Annotated in this window: 24 protein-coding genes, 1 tRNA gene and 1 pseudogene; 8 read left to right on the top strand and 18 right to left on the bottom strand. The window is 39.9% G+C overall.

Annotated features, from left to right (window positions below; translation table 11 throughout):
* Positions 1–17: 17 nt before the first annotated feature.
* Positions 18–1,244, bottom strand: a complete 1,227-nt coding sequence (locus ACT6XC_RS07870; protein WP_443738529.1) for an LIC_12708 family protein — start codon at positions 1,242–1,244, stop codon at positions 18–20.
* A gap of 235 nt (positions 1,245–1,479) precedes the next feature.
* Between ACT6XC_RS07870 and secA the strand changes: the two genes are divergently transcribed.
* The gene (gene secA, locus ACT6XC_RS07865) at positions 1,480–4,236 is read left to right on the top strand and encodes a preprotein translocase subunit SecA (protein WP_443741397.1); all 2,757 of its coding nucleotides are present in this window, start codon (positions 1,480–1,482) and stop codon (positions 4,234–4,236) included.
* Positions 4,237–4,405: 169 nt separating this feature from the next.
* Here secA and lepB read toward each other — a convergent pair whose 3' ends face one another.
* Complete coding sequence (lepB, locus tag ACT6XC_RS07860; RefSeq protein ID WP_443741396.1) at positions 4,406–6,172, bottom strand: signal peptidase I; 1,767 nt, start codon at positions 6,170–6,172, stop codon at positions 4,406–4,408.
* 85 nt (positions 6,173–6,257) lie between these two features.
* Between lepB and ACT6XC_RS07855 the strand changes: the two genes are divergently transcribed.
* Positions 6,258–6,614 carry an Hpt domain-containing protein gene (locus ACT6XC_RS07855; protein WP_443738526.1) on the top strand — a complete coding sequence of 119 codons (357 nt, stop codon included), beginning with the start codon at positions 6,258–6,260 and terminating at the stop codon, positions 6,612–6,614.
* Positions 6,615–6,641: 27 nt separating this feature from the next.
* Here ACT6XC_RS07855 and yfcE read toward each other — a convergent pair whose 3' ends face one another.
* Positions 6,642–7,199, bottom strand: coding sequence for a phosphodiesterase (yfcE, locus tag ACT6XC_RS07850; protein WP_443741395.1), 558 nt, complete (start codon positions 7,197–7,199; stop codon positions 6,642–6,644).
* A 15-nt stretch (positions 7,200–7,214) separates the two neighbouring features.
* Positions 7,215–8,354, bottom strand: a complete 1,140-nt coding sequence (locus tag ACT6XC_RS07845) for a glycoside hydrolase family 88/105 protein (protein WP_443741394.1) — start codon at positions 8,352–8,354, stop codon at positions 7,215–7,217.
* 162 nt (positions 8,355–8,516) lie between these two features.
* Here ACT6XC_RS07845 and argS point away from each other — a divergent pair, with 162 nt between their 5' ends.
* The 4 genes from argS (at position 8,517) to sufU (ending at position 13,605) form a co-directional block, all read left to right on the top strand.
* Positions 8,517–10,346, top strand: a complete 1,830-nt coding sequence (gene argS / locus ACT6XC_RS07840; protein ID WP_443741393.1) for an arginine--tRNA ligase — start codon at positions 8,517–8,519, stop codon at positions 10,344–10,346.
* A gap of 259 nt (positions 10,347–10,605) precedes the next feature.
* Positions 10,606–11,844 carry an aminotransferase class V-fold PLP-dependent enzyme gene (locus ACT6XC_RS07835; protein ID WP_443741392.1) on the top strand — a complete coding sequence of 413 codons (1,239 nt, stop codon included), beginning with the start codon at positions 10,606–10,608 and terminating at the stop codon, positions 11,842–11,844.
* 83 nt (positions 11,845–11,927) lie between these two features.
* The gene (locus ACT6XC_RS07830) at positions 11,928–13,097 is read left to right on the top strand and encodes a cation diffusion facilitator family transporter (RefSeq protein ID WP_443738521.1); all 1,170 of its coding nucleotides are present in this window, start codon (positions 11,928–11,930) and stop codon (positions 13,095–13,097) included.
* Positions 13,098–13,122: 25 nt separating this feature from the next.
* A complete protein-coding gene (gene sufU, locus ACT6XC_RS07825; RefSeq protein WP_443738520.1) occupies positions 13,123–13,605 on the top strand; it encodes a Fe-S cluster assembly sulfur transfer protein SufU in 483 nt (160 codons plus the stop codon).
* A 35-nt stretch (positions 13,606–13,640) separates the two neighbouring features.
* Here sufU and ACT6XC_RS07820 read toward each other — a convergent pair whose 3' ends face one another.
* Positions 13,641–14,603 carry a helix-turn-helix transcriptional regulator gene (locus tag ACT6XC_RS07820; RefSeq protein WP_443738519.1) on the bottom strand — a complete coding sequence of 321 codons (963 nt, stop codon included), beginning with the start codon at positions 14,601–14,603 and terminating at the stop codon, positions 13,641–13,643.
* A gap of 409 nt (positions 14,604–15,012) precedes the next feature.
* Here ACT6XC_RS07820 and ACT6XC_RS07815 point away from each other — a divergent pair, with 409 nt between their 5' ends.
* Entirely contained in the window at positions 15,013–16,614 is a 1,602-nt protein-coding gene (locus tag ACT6XC_RS07815) for a glucose-6-phosphate isomerase (protein WP_443741391.1), read from the top strand.
* 41 nt (positions 16,615–16,655) lie between these two features.
* Here the strand turns inward: ACT6XC_RS07815 and ACT6XC_RS07810 are convergent.
* Positions 16,656–16,743, bottom strand: a tRNA-Leu gene (locus ACT6XC_RS07810).
* Positions 16,726–16,977, bottom strand: coding sequence for a hypothetical protein (locus ACT6XC_RS07805; RefSeq protein WP_443738517.1), 252 nt, complete (start codon positions 16,975–16,977; stop codon positions 16,726–16,728). The genes ACT6XC_RS07810 and ACT6XC_RS07805 overlap by 18 nt, the downstream gene beginning before the upstream one ends.
* 39 nt (positions 16,978–17,016) lie before the next feature.
* On the opposite strand from ACT6XC_RS07805, the gene ACT6XC_RS07800 reads away from it, so the two are divergent.
* On the top strand, positions 17,017–17,889 hold the full coding sequence (locus ACT6XC_RS07800) for a TatD family hydrolase (RefSeq protein ID WP_443738516.1): 873 nt from the start codon (positions 17,017–17,019) through the stop codon (positions 17,887–17,889).
* On the opposite strand, the gene ACT6XC_RS07795 is transcribed toward ACT6XC_RS07800, so the two are convergent.
* The 11 genes and pseudogenes from ACT6XC_RS07795 to rpsP form a co-directional block, all read right to left on the bottom strand.
* On the bottom strand, positions 17,875–18,402 hold the full coding sequence (locus ACT6XC_RS07795) for a hypothetical protein (protein ID WP_443741390.1): 528 nt from the start codon (positions 18,400–18,402) through the stop codon (positions 17,875–17,877). The genes ACT6XC_RS07800 and ACT6XC_RS07795 overlap by 15 nt on opposite strands.
* Positions 18,389–18,571 (bottom strand): hypothetical protein, encoded by a 183-nt coding sequence (locus ACT6XC_RS07790; protein ID WP_078930376.1) that lies wholly within the window; start codon positions 18,569–18,571, stop codon positions 18,389–18,391. Before ACT6XC_RS07790 ends, ACT6XC_RS07795 begins: the two co-directional genes overlap by 14 nt.
* Positions 18,568–18,966 carry a YraN family protein gene (locus ACT6XC_RS07785; protein ID WP_443738514.1) on the bottom strand — a complete coding sequence of 133 codons (399 nt, stop codon included), beginning with the start codon at positions 18,964–18,966 and terminating at the stop codon, positions 18,568–18,570. Before ACT6XC_RS07785 ends, ACT6XC_RS07790 begins: the two co-directional genes overlap by 4 nt.
* A 4-nt stretch (positions 18,967–18,970) precedes the next feature.
* The gene (locus tag ACT6XC_RS07780; protein ID WP_443738513.1) at positions 18,971–19,249 is read right to left on the bottom strand and encodes a phosphohydrolase; all 279 of its coding nucleotides are present in this window, start codon (positions 19,247–19,249) and stop codon (positions 18,971–18,973) included.
* A 2-nt stretch (positions 19,250–19,251) separates the two neighbouring features.
* Positions 19,252–19,509, bottom strand: a complete 258-nt coding sequence (locus ACT6XC_RS07775) for an EscU/YscU/HrcU family type III secretion system export apparatus switch protein (protein WP_443738512.1) — start codon at positions 19,507–19,509, stop codon at positions 19,252–19,254.
* Entirely contained in the window at positions 19,509–20,633 is a 1,125-nt protein-coding gene (locus tag ACT6XC_RS07770) for a hypothetical protein (protein ID WP_443741389.1), read from the bottom strand. The genes ACT6XC_RS07775 and ACT6XC_RS07770 overlap by 1 nt, the downstream gene beginning before the upstream one ends.
* Positions 20,634–20,819: 186 nt before the next feature.
* Positions 20,820–21,167: pseudogene (gene rplS, locus ACT6XC_RS07765) on the bottom strand (50S ribosomal protein L19); the annotation flags it as partial.
* Between the two features lie 2 nt (positions 21,168–21,169).
* The gene (gene trmD / locus ACT6XC_RS07760) at positions 21,170–21,964 is read right to left on the bottom strand and encodes a tRNA (guanosine(37)-N1)-methyltransferase TrmD (RefSeq protein ID WP_078930372.1); all 795 of its coding nucleotides are present in this window, start codon (positions 21,962–21,964) and stop codon (positions 21,170–21,172) included.
* 4 nt (positions 21,965–21,968) lie between these two features.
* Entirely contained in the window at positions 21,969–22,592 is a 624-nt protein-coding gene (locus tag ACT6XC_RS07755) for a ribosome maturation factor RimM (protein ID WP_443738510.1), read from the bottom strand.
* A 3-nt stretch (positions 22,593–22,595) separates the two neighbouring features.
* Entirely contained in the window at positions 22,596–22,829 is a 234-nt protein-coding gene (locus ACT6XC_RS07750; protein WP_078930370.1) for a KH domain-containing protein, read from the bottom strand.
* Positions 22,830–22,849: 20 nt separating this feature from the next.
* Positions 22,850–23,092, bottom strand: a complete 243-nt coding sequence (gene rpsP, locus ACT6XC_RS07745; RefSeq protein WP_234969880.1) for a 30S ribosomal protein S16 — start codon at positions 23,090–23,092, stop codon at positions 22,850–22,852.
* Between the last annotated feature and the right edge of the window lie 337 nt (positions 23,093–23,429).

Here is a 23,429-nt window from a genome sequence, read left to right as displayed (position 1 = left end):
CCGCGTTTTTATTCTTTCTAGTTCATAAAAGAAGAAACAAGAGAATCTGTGCGCCACCAGACGATTTCGGCCTTTTCTTTTTTTATGTAAAGAGCGCTTATAATTCCGTTTCCGCTAAGTCCAAGCGAATAATACAGGATTTCGCTGTGCTCAACTGGAAGCGAGCGTTTTAAAATTTTCTGTCCGCTCGGCTGCACCATCTGAATCAAATAGCCTTTTTCTGTCGGAACAGAAAAGAAAAACCATCCGCCGTCTGTAACGCCCAAAAAGTCAAAAGGAATAGAAAAAACTTCTTTGCTCAGATTTTCCGAAACAGATTCTTCGTGAGGAGGAATATCCAGTCCTTCTTCGTAAAGTCCAGTTTCTACGTTGAGAGGATAAAGCATTGTTTTCTCAAAATCGACTCCAGACTGTACTTTTGTATCCGGATCGAGATAGTTTTGAAAATAATTTACTTGAACGTAGAGTTTTCGGGAAACGCTGTCTGGAATTACATTTTCAATCGAAATAAAATTTATATTTTCAGAATCGTTTAAGTCCTTAAGTTTTGGAACAAGTTTTTCGTTAAACGGAACCGAATAAAGCAAAAAGCCAGATGAATTAAACCAGTAGACAAGAGGACCTTCGTTCGATTCGCATACAACAACAAGTTCGTTGTTTTTTGTGGCATAGATATTTTTTATAAACGGAAACGGAGTTCCGCCAGGTCCCTGCTGTCCAAGATAATCAATAAATGTTCCGTCGCTGTTAAAACGCAGGACAATGTAGTTTAACAGAAGCCTGTTTTCTATATCGTTTTCCTGACGCTCCGCAGGAAGAGTGTCAACTGCGTAAAGGCATTTGTTGGAATCTACTGCAAGAGGCCCAAGTGTGTTAAAAGGATATTCAATCGCTTTTTTAGTTGAATTTACAGAAGTCTTGTCTGCAAAAGAAGGAGTTTTTGTGTATTCGCTGTTGTAATAAAGAGTTAAAAGTTCGCCATAGGAATTAAGTTCGAGGATTTTTTTTGACTCGCCGTTTGCAACATAAAAAAAACCGTCGTGCATAGTCATAAACGTGTTTATTGAACCAGATGTACTTAAGTTAAAGAGATTTAATTCGTCTTCAAAACTGCCGTAATTTATTGTAAAAAGGTCTTTTTCGTTAATCGAAGCTACAAAATTTGAGCGGGCACACGAGACTGCGCTTAAAAAACTAAAAGCCAGGAAAGTAAAAAAACATATTTTTGAAATTTTTCTTTGCATTGTAAAAAAAGAATATAAAATTGAACAAAGACCGTCAATGTATCTGACACGGCAAAACTTACGCCGGACTGGAGCAGCGCGCAGCGTTGGCATAGCCAATGGAGCAAAAGCGGAACTGCGCAAGGCCGGTTAGAACGCAAAATGCCGTCCATTTCGTTAAAAAAATCGGCATTGGTCAATTTTTTGCGTTTTTTTTCTATTCTTTAAGCAGTATTTTTATTATACTATAAACATTATGTTAGACAAAATTTTCACTGCAATTTTCGGTTCTCAGAATGACCGTGATGTAAAAAAGTTAAGACCAATCGTTGAACAGGTCAATGCAAAAGAAGAATGGGCAAAATCTCTGACTGCAGAAGACTTTCCAAAACAGACACAGATTTTTAAGGAACGCCTTGCAAAAGGTGAATCGCTTGATGATATTCTTCCAGAAGCCTTTGCCCTTTGTCGCGAAGCTGCTTTCCGTGTAAGAGGTGAACGCGCTTATGACGTTCAGGTTATGGGTTCTATCAACCTGCACCTGGGTCGCATTACAGAAATGAAGACTGGTGAAGGTAAAACTCTTGTTGCCGTTGCTCCTTCGTATTTGAATGCGCTTTCTGGAAAAGGCGTGCATGTCGTTACTGTAAACGATTACCTTGCAGAACGCGACGCAAACACAATGCGCCCGGTTTTTGCCTATCTCGGTTGTACCGTCGGCGCAATTCTTTCTAATATGGACAATGCCGCCCGTCGTGAAGCTTATGCCTGCGACATTACTTACGGAACAAACAACGAATTCGGTTTTGACTACTTGCGCGACAACATGCAAGTTGAGCTTAAACAAAAAGTTCAACGCGGATTCAATTATTGTATCGTAGACGAAATCGACTCCATTCTTATTGATGAAGCCAGAACTCCTCTTATTATTTCTGGCGCTGGAGAAGACGACACTTACAAATATTACGAAGTTGATAAATATGTCGGCGAATTTACCGAAGTTGCAAAAGATCCTGCAACGGACGACTATCCAGACGAAGTTCAGATGACACCAGAAGAACGTGCCGCAATGGAAGGCGACTACAAAATTGATGAAAAATCAAAAAGAGTTTCCTTTACAGACAAGGGCATGGATCATATCGAAAAAATTCTTCATCAGCACAATTTGATTCAGTCAGGAACAAAACTCCAGGACGAACAGAACTTTGAATTTTTACACTACTTTACACAGGCGCTTCGTGCACACCTTCTCTACCAGAACGACGTTGACTATGTTGTAAAAGACGGTCAGGTTCAGATTGTAGACGAATTTACAGGTCGTATTCTCGAAGGAAGACGATATTCTGACGGTTTGCATCAGGCAATCGAGGCAAAAGAGCATGTAAAAATCGCCCAGCGCAACCGCACTATGGCAACGGTCACCTTCCAGAATTTCTTCCGCATGTACGACAAGCTCTCTGGTATGACAGGTACTGCTCAGACAGAAGCTGTTGAGTTTTCAAAAATTTACAAACTCGACGTTGTTGCAATTCCAACAAACCTTCCAGTTGCCCGCATTGACGAGCAGGACGAAGTTTATCTCAACGAAGAAGACAAATGGAATGCTATCGTTAAAGAAATTAAAGCTGCCCACGAAAAAGGCCAGCCTATTCTTGTCGGCACAGTTTCGGTTGAAAAATCAGAACATCTGTCCGCCCTCCTTACCCGCGCAGGTATTAGACACGAAGTTTTGAATGCAAAAAACCACGCGCGCGAAGCCCTAATAATTGCAGAAGCAGGTGCAAAAGGCGCCGTTACTGTAGCAACAAACATGGCAGGACGCGGTACTGATATTAAACTCGGCGGAAGCTACGAATCTCGCGCACTAAAACGAGTTGGAACCAGCGCTTCTCCAGAACAGCTAAAAGAAGCAGTTATCGCAGAAAAAGAAAAATGGCAAAAAGATTACGAAGAAGTCAAATCTCTCGGCGGTCTTTACGTAATCGGTTCAGAACGCCACGAATCCCGCCGCATCGACAACCAGTTGCGCGGACGCTCTGGACGTCAGGGGGACCCTGGACGCTCAAAATTCTTCATTTCGATGGACGACGATTTAATGCGCCTGTTTGGCGGTGAGAGAATGAAGCACATCATGACAAGAATCGGCATGGAACCAGGAGAACCGATTTATCATCCATGGCTTACAAAAGGAATCGAAAACGCACAGAAAAAAGTAGAAGAGCGCAACTTTGAAATCCGTAAAAACCTTATCGACTACGACGATGTTTTAAACGACCAGCGTGAATATATCTACGAACAGCGCGACGGAATTCTTTCGGATGAAAAACTCTCAGAACGCATCATGCTCACGGCTCAAGACTATCTTGACCAGTGGTTTGAAGAATACTCACACAACCGCAAAAACGGTCTCACTGAACTTTTGACACAAATCCGCGAAAACTTCGGAATTCAGATTCCATCAGAAGATGTTTCAAAAGAAAAAGTTATGGCACTTCTCCAGAATGATCTGACAGAAAAAGAGTCTCTCGTTGGACACGAACAGTTCAATATGTTCATACGTTACCAGTATTTGCAGTTGATCGACAAAAAATGGCTCGACCAGCTCGAATTTCTGGACGGTTTAAGAGAAGCAGTTCACCTTCGCTCTTACTCATCAAAAAATCCGCTCACAGAATACAAAATCGACGGTTTTAACGCATTTGAAGACATGCTCGAAAGCATCCGCCTTACAATTGCAGGTCGGGTATTCAAAGTGCGCATCCAGATAAATCCTGCGCCACAACCAGCACAGCGCAACATTCAGATGAACGCTCAACACCAGCAAGCGCAGAGTATGGGCCAGGCAGCAGACGGTGTAAATGCGCATCAGAGCAGACAGGCAGCAAGCAGAGTAATGGCAAATGGCCGTCAAGGTCAGAGCGTTACAGTCCGCCGCACAATTCCAAAAGTCGGAAGAAACGATCCTTGTCCTTGTGGAAGCGGAAAAAAATACAAACAGTGCCACGGACGCTAAAAACTTCTATAAAAATTTGGGGCTTTCCTGCCGTGCTTGCACGACAGGCCGGGTCATTCAGGGTTACGTGCTAAGCACTCCATAAAAAAAGTCCATAGCTTGTGGTTTTAACCACCATCTATGGACTTTTTTTACGCGCTCCGCGCGCCCTTACTGCCCCTAAGCCGTTTTATTTTCCTGTATGGCCTGGAATTCCGCGTCTATTCAATGGCCAGAACCTGTAACTTGTGGTTCCAAGAATTTTAGAGCGGTTCACATACTGCGGAGAAATATCCGAGTAATAAGTTACAGAAAGCGGATCTAAGCTTGTAAGAGGTGCAAGCCAATTGTCATAAGAATGGCGCATATCAAGCGAATTAAAGCGGTTGTCGCCCATCATAAAATAGCAATTTTGCGGAATATATTGAGGATTGCCGTCTTTGTCGTTTGCCGGAAAAACAGGCATATTGCGTCTATCCATCAAAAATGCATAAGAGTTTAGCATTGTCGCCGTTTTTAAGAGTTCCTGAATTTGAGAGTCAGACTTAACCTGCTCTATGTTTTTGCCTGCTGCAATAAGTTCGGCATCTCTCAAGAACAGTTTTCCGGCAACTTTTTTTATCATAAGGTTAAGCTTAAAATTCGCTTCTAAATAAAGATCTCCGTTAAAATTAAAATCTGCATTTTCCGTCCAGGCAGTCATAAAGCGCTCAAAACTTTTTGCTCCGTCTTTATTGGAAAGAAGTGCCTGAGCATAAAAATAATGCTGCGCAAAAAGAGAATTTTCAAAAAGATACTTGTCTGTAAAAAGAACTTCCAGATTGTTATCCTGCTTTTCTGAAGAATAAGCGGCAAATATTTTTTCAAAACTCTTAGAAATCGACTTTGCTTCTATTTTAAAAAGTTTTACATCAAAAGCGTTGCGCTGCTTTTCACATTCAATCATAGAACCGTATTCTTCCTGACCTACAACATAACTTTCCCTTGTAAGTCCGCGCTTGATTGAATTTTTTACGGTATTTAAATTCCATTCTGCATATTTTGCATCTTGTTCAACAACCTTCCATTCATCGCTTGCCTTTGTCCGCGAATAAAGAATTCCGTCCTGCATCATAAGCTGCTCTCCGGGAACCCCAGCAATTCTTTTTACAAGAGGATCTGCTTTTGGATTGCCGCCTTCATCAACGTTTAGATTTAGCGTCGTCAAAGTGCACATGTATACAATCTGGCTCAAAAATGTCCGTACTTCACTTTTTCTGTCGTTTGAATAGTGAGGATTTCTAAAAACCACAATGTCGCCGCGCTTATATTTTTTTACATAAGGAAGACCAACTTCCGAAAGTGGGAATTTTGGACCGCTCGCAGTTTTAAAAACAACAACACGATCCCTTATCAAAAATTCTGGAACCATCGACTCTGAAGGAATTTCATAAAGCTGGACGATAAAAATGTTCAAAAGCAAAACCATAAAAACTGCCTGAACAAGAGCATCAACCCAACTTAAACATTCAAAAATAATTCTCTTGATTCCTTTTTTTGTTCCAATCGAATTCTCGTTTATAAATTTCTTCCAGTTTTCGTCAATTTTGGCAATTTTTTTTGGATTAAGATAATGAAGAATCCACAAAGATAAAATACTTGTAACACACCAAAAAATAACTTCAATTAAGTCGATAAGATAAAAAGTTCCATAATTTCCTGCCCGACGCAAAACAAAGGCAATTAAGAGAACATAAGGTTCATATTGCAAAAGTGTACGGAAAACGCTCATAAAACGCAAATCCTTTTTTCCAAAAAGCTGGCTATACCCAGCCCAAAAAAGAACGCCTGTAAAAATCAATGCAAGAGGAAAAGCCGTCAAAGAAACGTCCAAAGACACCGAAAAACACAAAACTGAGAAAATCGCAGACGAAAAAACAACTGCAAGGGACAAAACTTTTAATTTATCTTTATTCATGATAAAAAAGTATAGCAAAAATAGAATAAACAGACTACTCTAAAGGAAATCCATACAAAAAAATTGAATTAAAAATCTATAAAAAATGGAAGAAGATTGTAAAAATATGTCCGAAATTTTTAATAAAAAAATCGCCTTAGAAATGCTCGGAGATGACAGCGAGCTTCTGTCAATTTTAATCCAGACCTTTTTAAGCGTTGAGTTTTCGCCAGAGAAACTAAATGAACTTGTCCTCTCAAAAAAAAATGCAGAGGCGGCTTCGTATGTGCATCGGGTAAAAGGAGCCGCAAGACAACTCGCAATGGAAAAACTTGCACAAATCGGTCAAAAACTGGAAGACGTTCTACGCGAAAAAACTACAGGAAAAGTTCAAAAACTGATAAATGATTTTTGCGAGTGCTATGCAGAAAGCTTAAAAACAATTCAAAAGGAAGCCAGCTGATAAAACACGCTGACCGATCAGATTCTTTTAAAAATCAAGGCTTCTTAAAAACTTTCCTTCAATTGTATAAAGTTCAGCTTTTATTTTTCCATCGGAACTTACATCAATAAGTCCACAAGTTTTTCCGTCATCACATTTTGGAAGACTTATCGAACCTGGATTAAAATAGTAAAAACCGTTGTTTTTTTCCAAAACAGTAACGTGGGTATGTCCGCTTACAATCAAAGTCCCTTTTGGAAGCCAGTTTTCAAGTTTTTCGCGATTGTAAAGATGTCCGTGGTGAACAAAAATTCTTCTGTTTGAATCAAAAACCGTCGTATAAGCGGAAAGACATGGGAATTCAAGCACCATTTCGTCAACTTCCGCATCGCAGTTTCCGCGCACGCAGATAATCCGCTCCTTGTTTTCGTTCAAAATTGAAGCAACTTTTTTTGGATTCCAGCCTTCCGGCAAAGGATTGCGAGGCCCGTGATTCAGATAATCTCCGCAAAGTAAAAGGTAATCAGCCTGTTTTCCAAAACAAGCAAGCGTTTTTTCCAGGCTCTCTGCACTTCCGTGAATATCCGAAATCACAAGATACTTCATATTTTACCCCGATTTTTATTTTTTTATCTGTTTGTATTCGTTGTAAGCAAGAAGGAATGGTCCTACCCCTTTTGCATCGTCCTGAACAATCGGTTCACTCATGTAATAATCAAATGTTCCGTCGCGACGCAAATCTTTTTCTGGACCTAAACCTGCAACAAGGCAGATTCCGCCAAGGCTTAAACGTCCTGAATCGGTATTCAGATATTTATCGCAAATTCCTTCAAAGGCCTTGATTCCTGCTTCCTGAAATTTTTTATCTTCAAGAATTTTTGTGCGATAACCTTTTAAAAGTGAATATGCAAAAATTGCAGAACCAGAAGTTTCCAGATAATTCTTTCCTTTTCCTGGATAATTTGGAACCTGCCACCACATTCCGCTTTCGTCCTGAAATTTGAGCATACTTTCGCACAAGTCAATAAAAATATCTTTTAATTTGTTCCAGTTTTCGCTTCCGCGGTCAGGAGCAATATTCAGAGTATCCAAAAGCGCCATGCTGAACCAACCGAGTGAACGAAGCCAGAAATTTTTACTCAAGCCAGTTTCTTTGTCGGCCCAGAACATTTTTTTTGAACTGTCATAACAGTGATAGTAAAGTCCTGTTTTTGGATCGCGCATAATCTTGTAAACATTAAAAAACTGGTTGTAAATATCTTCTATATTTTTTGAATCATTGAAAAGTTTTTCGTATTCCATGTAAAAAGGCTGGGCCATGTAAAGACCGTCAAGCCAAACCTGATTCGGATAAATCTGCTTGTGCCAGAAATTTCCTTCGGCAGTACGTGGCTGACCTTTTACCTGCTCGTAAAGGAGATCCAAGGCCTTTTTGTATTTTTCTTTATTTGTGTAGCGGTACAAAACAAAGAGATTTTTTCCGCCGTTGAGCTCATCACAGTTCCAGGTGTTTTTATCGTAACCGTCAATTGTTCCGTCATCGCGGATTCTGTAATCTTCATAATAATCGCAAAAATCAAGGTATTTTTTGTCGCCGCTTGTGCTGTAAATTTCAAGCAAAGCCATAATCATACAGCCGTCGATATAATCCCAGTCAGATTTTTTTCCGGCACGAGCTTTTTCGATGTTCCAAACAGGAAATTCCGCCGTCGATTTTGACATCAAATCGCCAATATACTGTTCAATTACAACTGCGTCCATTTATTTTTACTCCAAAATTTTTATTAAACTTAAAACGCCATTTTTATCAGCAAAGAAATTTTTCATTCTTAAATGCAGATTGTAAACGGCATAATATTTTGGTATTATAACATAAAGTATTTTATAAGGGAACATCTAAAAACCGCACAGGAGCAAATTTTAATGTCTGATTCAAAATCAATTTTCAGAACTTTAATTGCAGATGCAATAAATGAAATTATCAAGGAAAAACTGTCTGAAACACCGGCAGTAAACGAAGAAACAGTTGTTGTTCAGGATTCTCCGGATCCAAAAATGGGAGATTTGGGTTCTCCAATGTTTGTCTTTGCAAAATCACTACACATGGCACCTCCAGCAATCGCACAGGAAGTTGTTCAGAAAATCGGCGAAAAAGCGTCTTCATTCGGAACAATTTTGAATGTCGGCCCTTACGTAAATGTAAAACTTGACAAAGAAAAAGCCCTCGCTTCAATCCTTTCAAAAATAGAAGATGAAAAAGATTCTTACGGTTCTCTTGGAGAAAACGGAAAACCGCTTCTGGAAGGCGAAAAAATCATGGTGGAGTTCTCTTCTCCAAACACAAATAAACCGTTGCATCTCGGACACATGAGAAACGATGCTCTCGGCGAATCTGTAAGCAGAATCTTAAAAAAAGCAGGTGCCGAAGTTTACAAGGTAAATATTATAAATAACCGCGGAATTCACATCTGCAAGTCTATGCTCGCCTACAAACTTTTCCACGAAAAAAACGGCGACACTCCAGAAACTCTCGGAATGAAGGGCGACCATTTTGTCGGTCAGTGCTATGTTGAATTCGAAAAATACTTAAAAGGCGAAAAAGACAAACCAGAAACAGCGCATCCACAGGCACAACAGCAGGCAGAAGAAATGCTCGTAAAATGGGAAGCTGGAGATCCAGAAATTCGCGCGCTCTGGAAGACAATGAACGATTGGACTTTTAATGGAGTAAACGAAACTTATAAAAGAACGGGCGTCAGTTTTGATAAATTCTATTTTGAAAGCGAAACATACCTTAAAGGCAAGGACGAAATTGCAAAAGGTCTCGAAAAAGGCATCTTCTTTAAGGCAGAAGATGGTTCTGTGAGAGTTGATGTAACAGAAGCAGTCGGAAAAGGAAAAGACGGAGAAGACCACGAAAAGGTTCTCTTAAGAAAAGACGGAACTTCTGTTTACATAACTCAGGACATTGGAACTGCAATCAGCAGACACAACGACTGGCCGTTCAACCAGTTGATTTACGTTGTTGCTTCTGAACAGATTTTCCACTTTAAAGTTTTATTCTATATTCTAAAAAAACTTGGCTTTGAATGGGCAAACAAGCTCTACCACTTGAGTTACGGTCTTGTAAATTTACCAAACGGAAGAATGAAGAGCCGCGAAGGAACAGTTGTCGATGCAGACGACCTTATCGACTCGCTACACGCAGATGCCCTCAAAGCAATTAAAGAGCGCGGCCGGGAAGATGATGTCGGTGATGCGGACGATGTAGCAGAAAAAGTTGCGCTTGCCGCCCTTCACTATTATTTGATTCAGGTAAGTCCTGTAAAAGACATGATTTTTAATCCTGAAGAAAGCTTGAGTTTTAACGGAAACACAGGTCCTTATTTACAGTACATGGGAGCACGCATTGCTTCGATTTTAAGAAAAGCAGAAAACGACGGAATCTCTCCGCTCGAAGCAAAAGACGCCGCAGTATTCTTAAAGGCTGCGGAAGAATGGGATCTTTCAAAACGCCTTGGTGAATATCCTCAGGTAATTGCAAAATCAGCCACAAACAAGGACCCGTCTGTAGTTGCAGCATATCTTTACGATATTTCAAAGCTATTTGCAAAATTCTACCAGAACTGTCCGATTCTTTCGGCAGAAGATGAAAATACAAAAAAAGCGCGTCTTACGCTTGCTAAGGCAACCTTACAGGTCTTAAAAGAAGCAATGAACCTTGTCCTAGTGCCATATCTTGCTAAAATGTAACATTTTGAGCTGTCCTTAAAGTGATATTTACCCCTTTTACTGAAAAAAATAAAAGAGGTACATATCAACTTCTTCAACAAAGGACAGCATTTTTTTGATGCAAAGTATGCTGATTATCAAAAGCCGGTAAATTTCGCGACAACAAGGAGCACAACGAAGCCGAAATACCAGGTTGCGACAAGAAAAAAATACGCTCTAAAAATTTAAAAACTTGCACTGTTTTCAAAAAATGGAAAAATTACTATAATTGGCTTTAATTATGAATGACTTTAGAAAAGATTTTCCATTATTTAAATCAATAGATGAAAAAAACTCGGATTTGAACAATTCGCTTATTTATTTAGACACGGCAGCAACTGCACAGCGTCCTTTTTGCGTTCTTGAGGCTATGAATTCTTTTTACGCTCAAAACAATGCCAATCCTCTGCGGGGAATTTACGATTTGAGCGAACGCGCTACTAAAATTTACGAAGATGCCCGTTCAACAGTTGCAAATTTTATCAATGCAAAAGAGGCAAGAGAAATTATTTTTACACGAAATTCGTCCGAAAGTTTGAATTTGGTTGCTTACACTTATGGAATGCAAAATGTTCAGGCTGGAGATGAAATCGTCGTTTCGATTATGGAACACCACTCGAATATTTTGCCCTGGCAGTTTGTATGTTCCCAAAAAGGCGCAACTCTGAAATTTATGTATGTCGACAAGGAAAGTGGCGAAATTCCAGAAAGTGAATTTGCAAAAATCACTCCAAAAACAAAAATTGTCGCAATTGCACAGGTTTCTAACGTTTTGGGAACTACAAATCCAATAAAAAAAATTGCAGAAATTGCGCACAAAAACGGTGCTGTAATCGTTGTTGACGGGGCACAGTCTTCTCCTCACATAAAAGTTGACGTTCAGGCTCTCGATGCCGATTTTTTTGCAATGAGTTCGCACAAGCTCTGCGGTCCAATGGGAATCGGCGCGCTTTACGGAAAAATTAACCTTTTGGAAAGCATGCCTCCATTTTTGCGTGGTGGGGAAATGATTGAATATGTTACGGAAACAGAAGCTACCTGGGCAGAAGTTCCGCACAAATTTGAAGCAGGAACTGTAAGCGCTGGCGATGCGGCTGGTTTTGCAGCGGCAGTAAAATACATTCAGTCAGTCGGAATTGAAAATATTTCAAAACACGACAATCTACTTGCGATAAAGCTTATCGAAGGCTTAAAGAAAATTCCTCACGTTTCTATCGTTGGAAACAAAGATGGAAACAAACGTTGCGGAATTGTAACTTTTACGGTTGATGGAGTTCATCCTCACGACATTGCGACCCTTCTTTCTGACGAAAAAATTGCAATCCGAGCAGGCCATCATTGTGCGCAGCCACTAGGCGCTTTTCTTGGAGTTCCAGCAACCGCAAGGGCTTCTTTGTACTTTTACAACACTGAAAAAGAAATCGACTTTTTCCTGTCAAAAGTTGCAAAGTTAAGGGAATGGTCAGGTTACAAAAACTGATTGTAAAAATCTAAAAAAACGTTGTTTTTTGCTTACAAAGATTACCTTTCTCTCTCTAAAGCAAAAACGCTATACTTTTTGATATGATCACACTGCTTGCAAAACTCTTCATAAAAAATCACAAAAATTACTGCGACTCAAAAGTTCGGCTTGCCTATGGAACTTTGTGCGCATTCGCAGGTATTTTTTTTAATACTCTCCTTTTTGCCTCAAAATTTATCGCAGGCTTAATTTCTAAAAGCGTTGCAATCACGGCAGACGCCTTCAACAACCTGTCCGACGCCGCAAGCTCAATAATTCAACTTTTTGGATTTAAACTTTCTTCAAAAGAGCCTGACCATTCTCACCCTTTTGGGCACGGAAGACTTGAATACATTTCCGGTCTTATAATCAGTTTTTTGATTTTGCTCATGGGATTTGAACTTTTAAAATCTTCAGTTCTCTCTCTATTTAATCCGCCAGAACTTTCTTCTGGAATTTTTTCAATCGCAGTAATGCTCACTGCAATCGCCGTAAAATGCTACATGTACTTTTACAACCACATCACCGCAAAAAAAATCAATTCGGTTGCACTTGAAGCAGTGGCAAAAGACAGTTTAAGCGACTGTATTTCAACTCTTACAGTCATAATTGCGACAATTGCTGGAAAATTTGTAAGTTTTCCTGTTGACGGTCTTGCAGGAATTTTAGTTGCAGTTTTTATTTTGCGCACAGGCTGGGAAAGCGCAAAAGAAACGATTGCCCCACTTTTGGGAAAAGCGCCTACAAAAGAATTTGTAATGCAAATTCAGACCGAAGTTTTGCGCCATAAACCAATCTGCGGAATGCACGATTTGATTGTCCACGACTACGGACCTGGACGACTTCTTCTGAGCCTTCATGCAGAAGTTCCTGGCGACAGAGATATTTTTGAACTTCACGAAGTTATCGACGAGACAGAAATCGCACTTTCAAAAAAATTTAACTGCGTCGCCGTAATCCACATGGATCCAATCGACGTAAAAAACGAAAGACTGAACCAAATAAAACTTTTCATGCTCAACGAATTGCCGAAAATCGACGACGACCTTAAATTTCACGATGTAAGGCTCGTTCCAGGCTCTAAACATACAAACCTTATTTTTGACATTGTAAAACCGTTCGACTGCCCGCTTTCAGACAAAACCCTAAAATCAAAAGTTTCAAAACTTATAAAAGACAGTTACAGCGACATCAATTGCGTAATAACTGTCGATTCGCCGTTTGTACAATAATTAATAATTCTTTATAATGAAGAAAATGAATACAAAAGAACTTTATAGAGAAATATTAAACGACCATAACGTAAATCCCGCCCACAAAACGCAGATGGACGAAGCCACCCTTAAACTGCACGGTGTAAACCCAAGTTGTGGCGACAACATTGTGCTCTATCTAAAAACAAAAGATGGAATAATTACTGACGGCTCATACACAGGTTCGGGTTGCGCAATCAGCCAGGCAAGCGTAGACATGATGCTAGATCTTGTAATCGGAAAAACTACAGAAGAAGCCAAAAAACTCTACGATATTTTTACAGGAATGATTCACGGAACGGCAAGCAAAGAACAGATTGAACAGCTCGACGAAGCAGCCTCTCTCGAAGACATTTCGCACATGCCAAGTCGCGTAAAATGCGCAGAACTAGGCTGGCGAACCCTCCACGAAATGATTTCCTCTCCAGCAAAAACGCAGGAAATTCAAAAAACCGCAACACAAAGCCACGAAAGCTGCCCGGCGTAAACAAAACTTTCCGCTCAAAACGGCAGTTTTACCTGTCAAACCCCGGCAATTTCGTACATTTTTCTGATTTCCGCTTTCCACAAATCAACCAGATTTTGAGGTTCAAGCGGAACAGCATTCTTTCCAAAACTCAAGATTTTAAACAAAACTTCCGTCATATCGGCAGCAGGAAAATTTAATTCCAAAAAATCTTTTTCTCCGCCTTCTCCGTCAAATTTTTCCGACATAACCTGCTTCGGATGCCATTTTTGAGTTTTTACAATCTGAACCGCTTTTCCATAAAACCTGATTTTTACGTTTTCTGTTTTTTCGCCAAGAAAAATTCCAAAACCGTTTTCAATATAATTTTTCAGTTTTTGCTCAAAATCGTTTCCGTGTTTTTCAAAAGACTTTTTTGTCAACGAAAGTTTTTTTATTCTTGCAACATTAAAAGTGCGAATTTCATTTCTCAAATAGTCAAAACCGACGACATACCAGTTTCCGCCGTAATTTATAAGGTTGCACGGTTCAAAAATCCGCTCAGAAAGCTCATTTTTCGTATTAGTGTAAACAAGCTCAAGGCAGAGCAAATCCCGCATTGCGCCACAAATTCCTGTAAAAATTTCAGGCTCCAGACTTTCCGCTGCTGGAATTTCGTACAAAATCCGCCCGCAAACCTTCAAATAATCTTTTGGAATCTGGCTCTTCAAATTCTGCAAAAGTTCGCTACTTACAGCCGGAAAATAATTTGCATTTTTGAGCATTGACTGCATCGAAAGATAAGCCAAAATCAAATGCTGGTCTGCAAATTTAAGTCTTTCAAAACTGCAAGAATAAACGTATTTTTTTTCTTTAAAATTCCATTCAATCGGAGCTTCAAAACGGTCGCGCATATATTCAATATCACGTTTAACCTGCCGATCGCTCACTTCAAAATAATCGGCAACTTCCTTAACCGTAAAATTTCCGCACGAACGCAGTTTTCGGTCAATAAAAAGAATTCTTTCTGTCTGGCTCATAAAACGATTATATCATATTTTTGAATAAAAACCGTACCGCATTTTTCCGACACGGCCGGCTAACCGGGGTTCGCTACGCGCTCATTGCCTTACGGCAACGGCACAGCCGCCCCTAATATCCGGGGTAAGTATTCCGTAAGCAAAAACATTTTCCTTGCGAATAGTTTTTGTGCTATAATAGATTAATCTATTTTATAAACACAGGCATTGCTGTCTGTCAAACAAAAAATCAAAAGGAGGCATAATAAAAACAGCCGAAAATGGCGTCTGTTTTTATCTTTGCAAGTTTGCGTTGCAAACTTTCTTATAATCTGTTGTTTCTCACTTCCTTGCGAAACAACTTAAAAAAGTCAATTCTAAAACTGAAGTTTTAATCTTGACTTTTTATGGGAGAACTAAAATAAAAACTATGTCGGTTTCAGAAAAAAACATAAACTGGGAAAATCTTTCTTCCCTCGAATCATTCAAAAAACTACAGTCTTTAAAAGGTGCGGTAAATATTGCGCAGGAACTCTCTTCACCAGAAGCTCAAAAACGCGTAAAAGATTTTTCCGTAAAAATGGGTGCAGGTCTTATTTACAACTACGCAGCAAAGCAGGTTGATGAAAAAATTCTAAAAGTTCTCGCTGAACTTTCAGACGAAGCGCAGCTCATTCAAAAATTCGAAGCTCTTTACAACGGCGAAGTCGTAAACACTGGAGAAAAACGTCTTGTTCTACACCACCTTACCCGCGGACAACTTGGAGACAAGGTTGTTGCAGATGGAGCAGACAAACGCGAATTTTACAAAACTGAACAGAAAAAAATTGCAGATTTTGCAGAAAAAATTCATTTAGGAAAACTCACAAACGAAAAAGGAGAAACTTTTACGACTGTCGTTCAAATCGGTATCGGCGGTAGCGACTTAGGTCCAAGAGCAATGTATCTTGCTCTCGAAAACTGGGCAAAAGCAAATAATTTCTTCAAAATGGAAGCCAAGTTTATTTCAAATGTTGATCCTGATGACGCCTCGGCAGTTTTAAATTCGACAGATATTTCACGCTCAATATTTATCCTCGTTTCAAAATCTGGAACCACCCTCGAAACTCTTACAAACGAAGCCTTCGTAAAAGACGCGCTCAAAAAAGCAGGCTTAAATCCTGCCCGGCACATGATTGCAGTCACCAGCGAAACCTCGCCTTTAGCCCACAATCCAGACTATCTCGAAGCCTTTTACATGGACGACTACATCGGAGGACGCTATTCTTCTACTTCTGCTGTCGGAGGAGCAGTTCTTTCCCTTGCATTCGGAGCAAATGTATTTGCAGATTTTTTGGAAGGAGCCGCCGAAGAAGACAGGCTTGCTGCAAACCCAAAAATTCAGGAGAATTCTGCTTTGCTAGACGCCTTGATTGGCATTTACGAACGTAATGTTCAGGAATATCCGTCAACAGCTGTTCTTCCGTATAGCCAGGCCTTGAGCCGTTTTCCTGCTCACTTGCAACAGCTCGATATGGAATCAAACGGAAAGTCTGTAAATCGTTTTGGTCAAAAAATTGACTATGTTACTGGTCCTGTAATTTTTGGAGAACCAGGAACAAACGGACAGCATTCGTTCTACCAGCTTTTGCATCAGGGAACAAATATAGTTCCTCTCCAGTTTATTGCGTTCAAAAACAACCAAACAAAGGTTGACGTAACAATCGAAGGCTCAACAAGCCAGCAAAAACTCGACGCAAACGTTACGGCACAAATAATGGCATTTGCCTGCGGAAAAACTGACGCAGATCCAAACAAGGCATTTGCTGGTGGAAGACCTTCAAGCCTCATTTACGGCTCAGAACTCAACCCAAAAACACTCGGAGCGCTTCTCTCCCACTACGAAAACAAAGTAATGTTCCAGGGATTTGTATGGAATATCAACAGTTTTGACCAGGAAGGCGTACAGCTCGGAAAAAAACTTGCAAAAAAAGTGCTTGCAAAAGAAACAGACGGTGCTCTAAAAGCATACGCACAACTGCTGGATTTGTAGTCTAAAAACAAAAAAGGCTTCTGCAATGCAGAAGCCTTTTTTGCCGAGAACCGGAATCGAACCGGCACGGCCGTTTGACTTGCCGAGGGATTTTAAGTCCCTTGTGTCTACCTATTCCACCATCTCGGCATTATCTTTCGTAAAGAAAAACAACTTGAATAGTGTAGCAAATACAAGATAATTTTTCAAGCCAGTTTTTAGATTTGTAAGATTTTTTCCTGGCAAGGCATATGGAGCACCGCCGGAGGCGGCCACTGGACTGAACGGAATAAAATGGAGTGAGGGAAGCGGCTGGAGCGAAAGCGCAAGTGCGGAACATGCCGGTTTTGCAAAGCAAAATGCCCCCAGATTAAAAATTTGCACTCTATTTTACAACACTGTGAATTTTGATAAAATCGAACTATGTTCAGTGATACTCATTTTCATTTTCATCATCTTACAGAAGAACGCAAACTTGACGGTCAAGCAATTCTTAGGGCTTTGGCTGAGCGCGACACTTTTTTTGGTCTGGATATTGGAACTAAGGCAGACGACCTTTTTCCACGAAAAAATGCAATCGACGGTGCAATTTTTGGACTTTCGGACGAATTCAAGAAAAAAACAGAGAAATTCATTCAGTTTTCGGCAGGAATCTGGCCTGATGTCGGCGCAATTAAAAATAGAGACGAAGATATTGCCCGGCTTGAAGAAAACATAAGGCTTTTTAACAAAAACGGTCCTAAAAAAATCATTGCAATCGGAGAATGCGGACTTGACCACCACTGGAACCCTTCGGGAGCCGACGGCCGGTGCGAAAAAGATTTTGACAAAAAAACATTCAACGGAGAGCTGGAGCTTTTTCAGATGCAAATTGAGCTTTCAAAAAAAATGGAGCTTCCTCTGATTGTGCACAGTCGTGACGCTTTTGAAGGCACAATCGACTGCCTCAAAAATATGGATTTTCACAACGGAATTATTCACTGCTACAGTTATGGACTAGAAGAAGCAAGAAAATTTTTGGATGAAGGCTGGTATCTGGCTTTTGGTGGCGGAACAACTTACACTAAAAAATCAAAAATGGAAGAAATGCTCGCCTTGCTCCGCTACGTTCCTGACGACCGCATTTTAATGGAAACAGATGCTCCTTATTTGGCGCCAGTTCCGTTCAGAGGGCAGACAAATACTCCTGTCTTAATCGAACAATGCTATAATTTTGTTGCAAATGCAAGAAAAACAAGTCCGCAGCAATTGAGCGAACTTGTGGATAAAAACATAAAAACTTTATTTAACCTGTGAGTAAAGGGAAGCCATTGTGTTCCTCCATTCTCCGCGTTCGCTGTCCCGCGCTTCCCATTCAATTTCTTTTACAATTGAAAAATGACGCATGTCGTGAACGTTCTCAAAATGAAGAACTGCAAATTTTCCGTTTCCAATGTAAGTGACTTTTTCGTTTGGTCCTGGTTTTGCCTGCTCAGAAAGTTGTTTTAAAACGCAGTCAAAATGGACAGGACTTCCGTCTTCACGGTTATTTATTGCGCTTGCCATATCGTTTATCTGTTCTCCACAGATTGCGCATTTTACCACTGCTGTTTTAAAAGCCCTGATTGCTTCTGCCTGTTTTTGAATTTCCGCACTCGTTACGGTTCTTTGAGCAAAAGAAAGACGATTTTTTTCTTGTTTTGAATTTTTATTAAAAGAATTTGAGCCGTTCTGGTAATTATTTGAATTAGAATTTTCTCCATGAGAAGAAGAATTTTTTGAATTCCAGTTTCCGCGATTTTTACCACGGCGATGATTATCTCGTACCATGTTTTCTCCCGTCGTATACAGGCTCGCTATCTTCAACCAATTTTCGGCTTAAAACCTGCGCAATGCGCTGCACGGCAGAATCCACGTATTCTGAATCATGAATTTTCCGTCTCAACTCCAACACACGGTCAGAAAACTGGTTATTTACAGATTTTGAAATTGCAGTCATACAAGCTCCGAGAAAGCATCTTCAATATGATAAACAGGTTCTAGCTCTGGCACATCAATTGCCAGAACGTCAAAACGAATTTTGCTGTTACTATATTGTCGATGTTTTGCAAGAAAGAATTTAGAAGTTTCGATTATTCTTTTCTGCTTTCTCAGATTTAATTCATGCGCAAGCGTTTCAAGTCCGCCACTCGGCAAGGTTTTTACTTCTGCAAAAACGAGCAAGTCTGATTTTTGTGCTATTATATCAATTTCTCCGAATCTTGTCCGCCAATTACGGGCAATAATCGTATAACCTCTTGATTCTAAAAACAAAGCGGCCCTGTTTTCTCCGTCAGTTCCAACGTTTCGTTTTGAGGGAAAGTCCGAAAGAATAGAATCAGAGAGTTTTATCAAACCGCTAAATTTCCTCTAATTCTTCGACTTCTGAAACGTCATCGAAATTCTCGTCTAGAGCTAAATTTTCGCTGTCAATTTTGTGGCCAAAAGACAAAAGATATGGAATTTTCCAGCGTTTTAAGGCATCGATATGGTACTGTTTTGCGGTTTTTCGCTCTGCCAAAAACATATTCTTTCCATCTTCAAAAAAAAGAGGCGCAGAAAAACGTGCTCCCAACTGGATTTCTGAACAGGGAATTTTCAAATACTTTTTGTCAAGAACGGAACTCATTGCTGTCATAATTACATCTTCCTTTCTGTCGATGAAATAAAAGCAAAAATATTCGCAATCGCTTCGTACAGGCTTTCTGGAATTATCTGTCCAACATTTTCCACAGAAAGCACATTTGTAAGGTTTTCGTTTTCTACAACAGGAATTTTGTTTTGCCTGGCAATTTCAAGCATTCTTTCTGCTGTAAAACCTTGTCCCTTTGCTGCAATGAACGGAGCAGCGGCCTTTTCTGGATATTTCAGACAGACGGCTTTTTGTTTTTTTTCCATTACGCTTCTCCATCAAAAATACCAAGTTCCGTATTTTCTGCTGCAAAACCTTCAAGTTCTTCAAAATCTGCCGATTCTACAGAACTCAAGGGAAAAAATGTTTTTAACTTTTGGTTCATAAAATGCAAAACACTGTCAGAAGCATTTTTTAACGCAAATTTTATTGCCTTTACTTTGCTTTCATTTAAATATAACACAAATGAATAGGATTTCTGTGAATTCTTACAATTTATTAGCAACTTCTTAATGCATTTTTTATCAGCGGAAAGCAAAACTCTAATTACTCCAAAGTAACCGTCAAAGCTCCATTCAAACGGCAGAACAATCCAATGGCTTTCGACGCTGTTCTTTGGTTTTAGCGAATTGAATAAAGAAAGCGGTCCACATTCATTTCTTTGGGAACTTTCAAAAACGCTTTCAAAATATTCTTTTATGTCATCTGAATTTATTTTTCCTTCGCCAGAGTTTTTATCAGATTTTTCGTCAGATTTTTCGTCAGATTTTTTGCCAGACTTTTTTTCAAAAAAAGAATTTCCGTCATTCTCTCTATCTTTTTTTTCAGAATTTTCTTCATCGTAAAAATTTCTTGAAACCGCTTCAACTGCAAAATCTGTCGGGGAAAGACCTTTTTCTTCGAGTAAAAGTGCAACCTGCGATTTTTGAATATCTTTTTTTCCGTTTTTTTGTCCGTGAAAAATGGATTTTTTTAATTTTGAAGATTCAATTTTTATTCCCATTTCTAGCGCAAACTGAATCAACTGCAAGCTTTCAGGAACCACAGGAAGTCCAAGTTTTATGAGCATATTTTTTAAGTTGGGATTGGAAGAATCAAAATTTTTAAGGTTAAAAGTTTCAAGTCCGCTATTTTTTGCGCTTTCCAAAACTTCTTTTAGAAAAACTTTTCCGTCTTTTACAAAAATCTGCGCTTTAAAAACCTGTCCGGGTAAAAGCATTTTTTGAGATTGAACCCGAAATTTATGTCCTGCAAAACTCACCGCATAAAAACCTGATTTTTCTTTAGAAATTACACGAACCTTAACAACACTTCCGTCATGCAAAGGCGACGAGGCATTTTTTTGAGAAAAATCATTTTTGACGTTTACAACCTGAACCGATGAATACATAAAAAAACCCGGAACTTTTATGAACCGGGCTAAAAAACTTAGGAAAGTTTTAACTTACTTCTTTTTTGCTTTTGCAGCAGCTTCAGCAGCCTGTGCTTCAGCAGCTTTTGCGTCAGCATTGATTGATGCTTCTGCAATGTCAGCAGCTTTGTTTGCAGCACGTGATGCAGCAATACGAGCGTTTGCTTTTGGTCCAAGAAGTTCCTTAATTCTTGCACCCTTACCAACCTTGTCGCGGATGTAGTAAATTTTAGACTGACGAACTTTACCAGTCTTCAAGATTTCTACCTTGATTACGCGTGGGCTGTATACAGGGAATACGCGTTCAACACCTACGCCGTAAGAAGTCTTACGAACTGTAAATGTCTTGCGAACTCCAGCTCCCTTAATGCAAATTACAACGCCTTCATATTTCTGAATACGTTTTACTTTGCCTTCAATAATTTCAAAGTGAACAACTACAGTATCACCTACTTTGTAAAGCAAAGCATTTTCTTTTTTCTGCTGTTCTTCAATAGTCTTAATAAGATCCATTGTTATACTCCTGATTTATCCGTAACTTTTCTGCCACGGCGTTTTCTGCCTTCATGCTTTTGAAAGTGCATGTCGGTCAGCTCCTCAATCATTTTTTCAGCTTCTGAAGTAAGTTGTCCTCTCAACCTTGCCTGAACAATTAAGTCCGGTCTGTTTGCAAGCGTTTTTTGAAGTTGCTTTTTCAGCCGCCACTTTCGGATCAATTCATGGTTGCCACCAGTTAAAACATCTGGCACTTCCATTCCCCTGTATACTTTCGGGTGAGTATACTGCGGATATTCCAAAAGCCCGCCAGAATAACTTTCCTCTTCCAGCGATTCGTGAGTAATAACATCATCAACCAACCGATAAACAGCATCGATTACAACGGTTGCGGCTACTTCTCCGCTAGACATAACGTAATCTCCAATGGAAATTTCGTCATCTACGTACTCATCAATTATACGCTGGTCAATACCTTCGTATCTTCCGCATATAAGGACAATTTCGTCCTTCTGACTAAGTTCCTGCGCCTTTGACTGTGTAAACGGCTTACCAGAAGGTGTAACATAAATTACATGCTTTTTGTAAGCTTTAACGCTGTCCAATGCGCGCCCGAGAGGTTCTGCCATCATCAACTGACCGGCTCCGCCTCCATACGGTTTGTCATCACAAGTTTTGTGTTTATCAAAGGCAAAATCCCTGATATTCACTAAATCGTAAGCAATAATTCCCTTTTCAACCGCCTTCGCCATGATTGAGGCTTCAAAAAATGCGCGCGGAATCTCAGGAAATAAGGTCAGCACAGTAAATTTCATGGAATTACTCCAGAATCCAGAGGTGCATCAACTGGATACACTTGTTTTTAATGTCAATATTTCTTACAAAATTGGGATTAAATGGAACGTAAACCGTCCTCACTGTTTTTCCGTCTGCAAGATATTTGACGTTTTGAGCAAGCAAGTCACAGTTCTCGGCCAGCAAAATCTCAAGGAGATTTCCAGAACCGCCTTCTATTACGTCTGTGATTGTTCCCACTGTTACAGGTTTACCTGCAGCAGGTGCAGTCCAAACTGCCAATCCGTCATCGCCCTGTTCAGGATAAAAGTTAAGGGCACAATTTTTAAGGTCTTCAATATACCACTCGTTTTTACCGAGTTTTTTGGCATATTTCCGTGGTACTACAATCTGCCATCCGCTGAGCTTACGAACATCTTCGGGTGAATCTATTCCCACGAGTTTTAAATACAAGGTACCGGCGCCTTCACTAACCGACTCAACCTTACAAAGTTTTGAGTCTCCTGTCTTACCGTTCCTTAAAGTTACCTCCTTCATTGAATAGAAATGCTCAAATTCACCGGAAGTACTTTCTACTTTCATATTACCCGAAATTCCATGAGAACCGCGGATAAATCCTACAATAAACTGTTCAGTCTGTTCTGCCATTGACTAATCCAAGATTTCAAGACTATAACGTCTTCCGTCTTTTGAAGCAGACGCACTTAAAACAGTACGCAAAGCTTTTGCAATACGGCCGTATTTACCGATCACCTTACCAATATCACCCTGGGCAACACGAAGTTCCAAAACAGGACCACGCTCACCCTCGGTTTCAGTTACCGAGACTGCACTGGGATCATCGACCAATGATTTTGCAATGTATTCAATCAGGTCTTTTTCCATTCCCCGTTACTCCAGTTCAGTTATTTGTTAAGGCCTTTTGTGCTAAAAAGTTTGCGTACAGTGTCTGAAGGCTGAGCGCCAACACTGATCCAGTACTTTGCACGATCTTCTTTTACAGAAAACTGTTCTCCTGCTGCGATTGGATCGTAAGTTCCAATCTCTTCGATTGTTGTGCCATCACGTGGTTTGCGTGAATCCTGCACTACGATACGGTAAGCCGGACGCTTTTTTGTACCGAATTTCTTGAGTCTGATTTTGACCACTTTATCCTCCAAAGGACTTATTTAAGTCCTAAATTTGCCATTTTTCTTCACGAGCATAATAACACTAGTGTAGAATGCAAAATATTTTATTCTTTTGTATAGATTTAATCAATATAGCAAACTAAAGATTTTCAAGTTTATAACCGATATTTTTATTTGGAGCGAATCATCTCACAAACCGGCTTTCCACCCTTCGCTAGCGCTCATTGCCGTTCCGGCAACTTTGGGGCTCCAATCCGGGCTATAAGCCCGGTCGTGCGCTTTTAGCGCACACGTAAATAGACGGGTTTTGCGCAAGCAAAAGCCGCAGCATGCGATAGCATGCAGAAATCCAGGC

The sequence above is a fragment of the Treponema berlinense genome (assembly GCF_052273165.1).
GTDB classification, from domain to species: Bacteria; Spirochaetota; Spirochaetia; order Treponematales; family Treponemataceae; genus Treponema_D; species Treponema_D berlinense_A.
The sequence above is the reverse complement of the archived record's forward strand: the minus strand, read 5'-3'. Positions and strand labels throughout refer to the sequence as shown.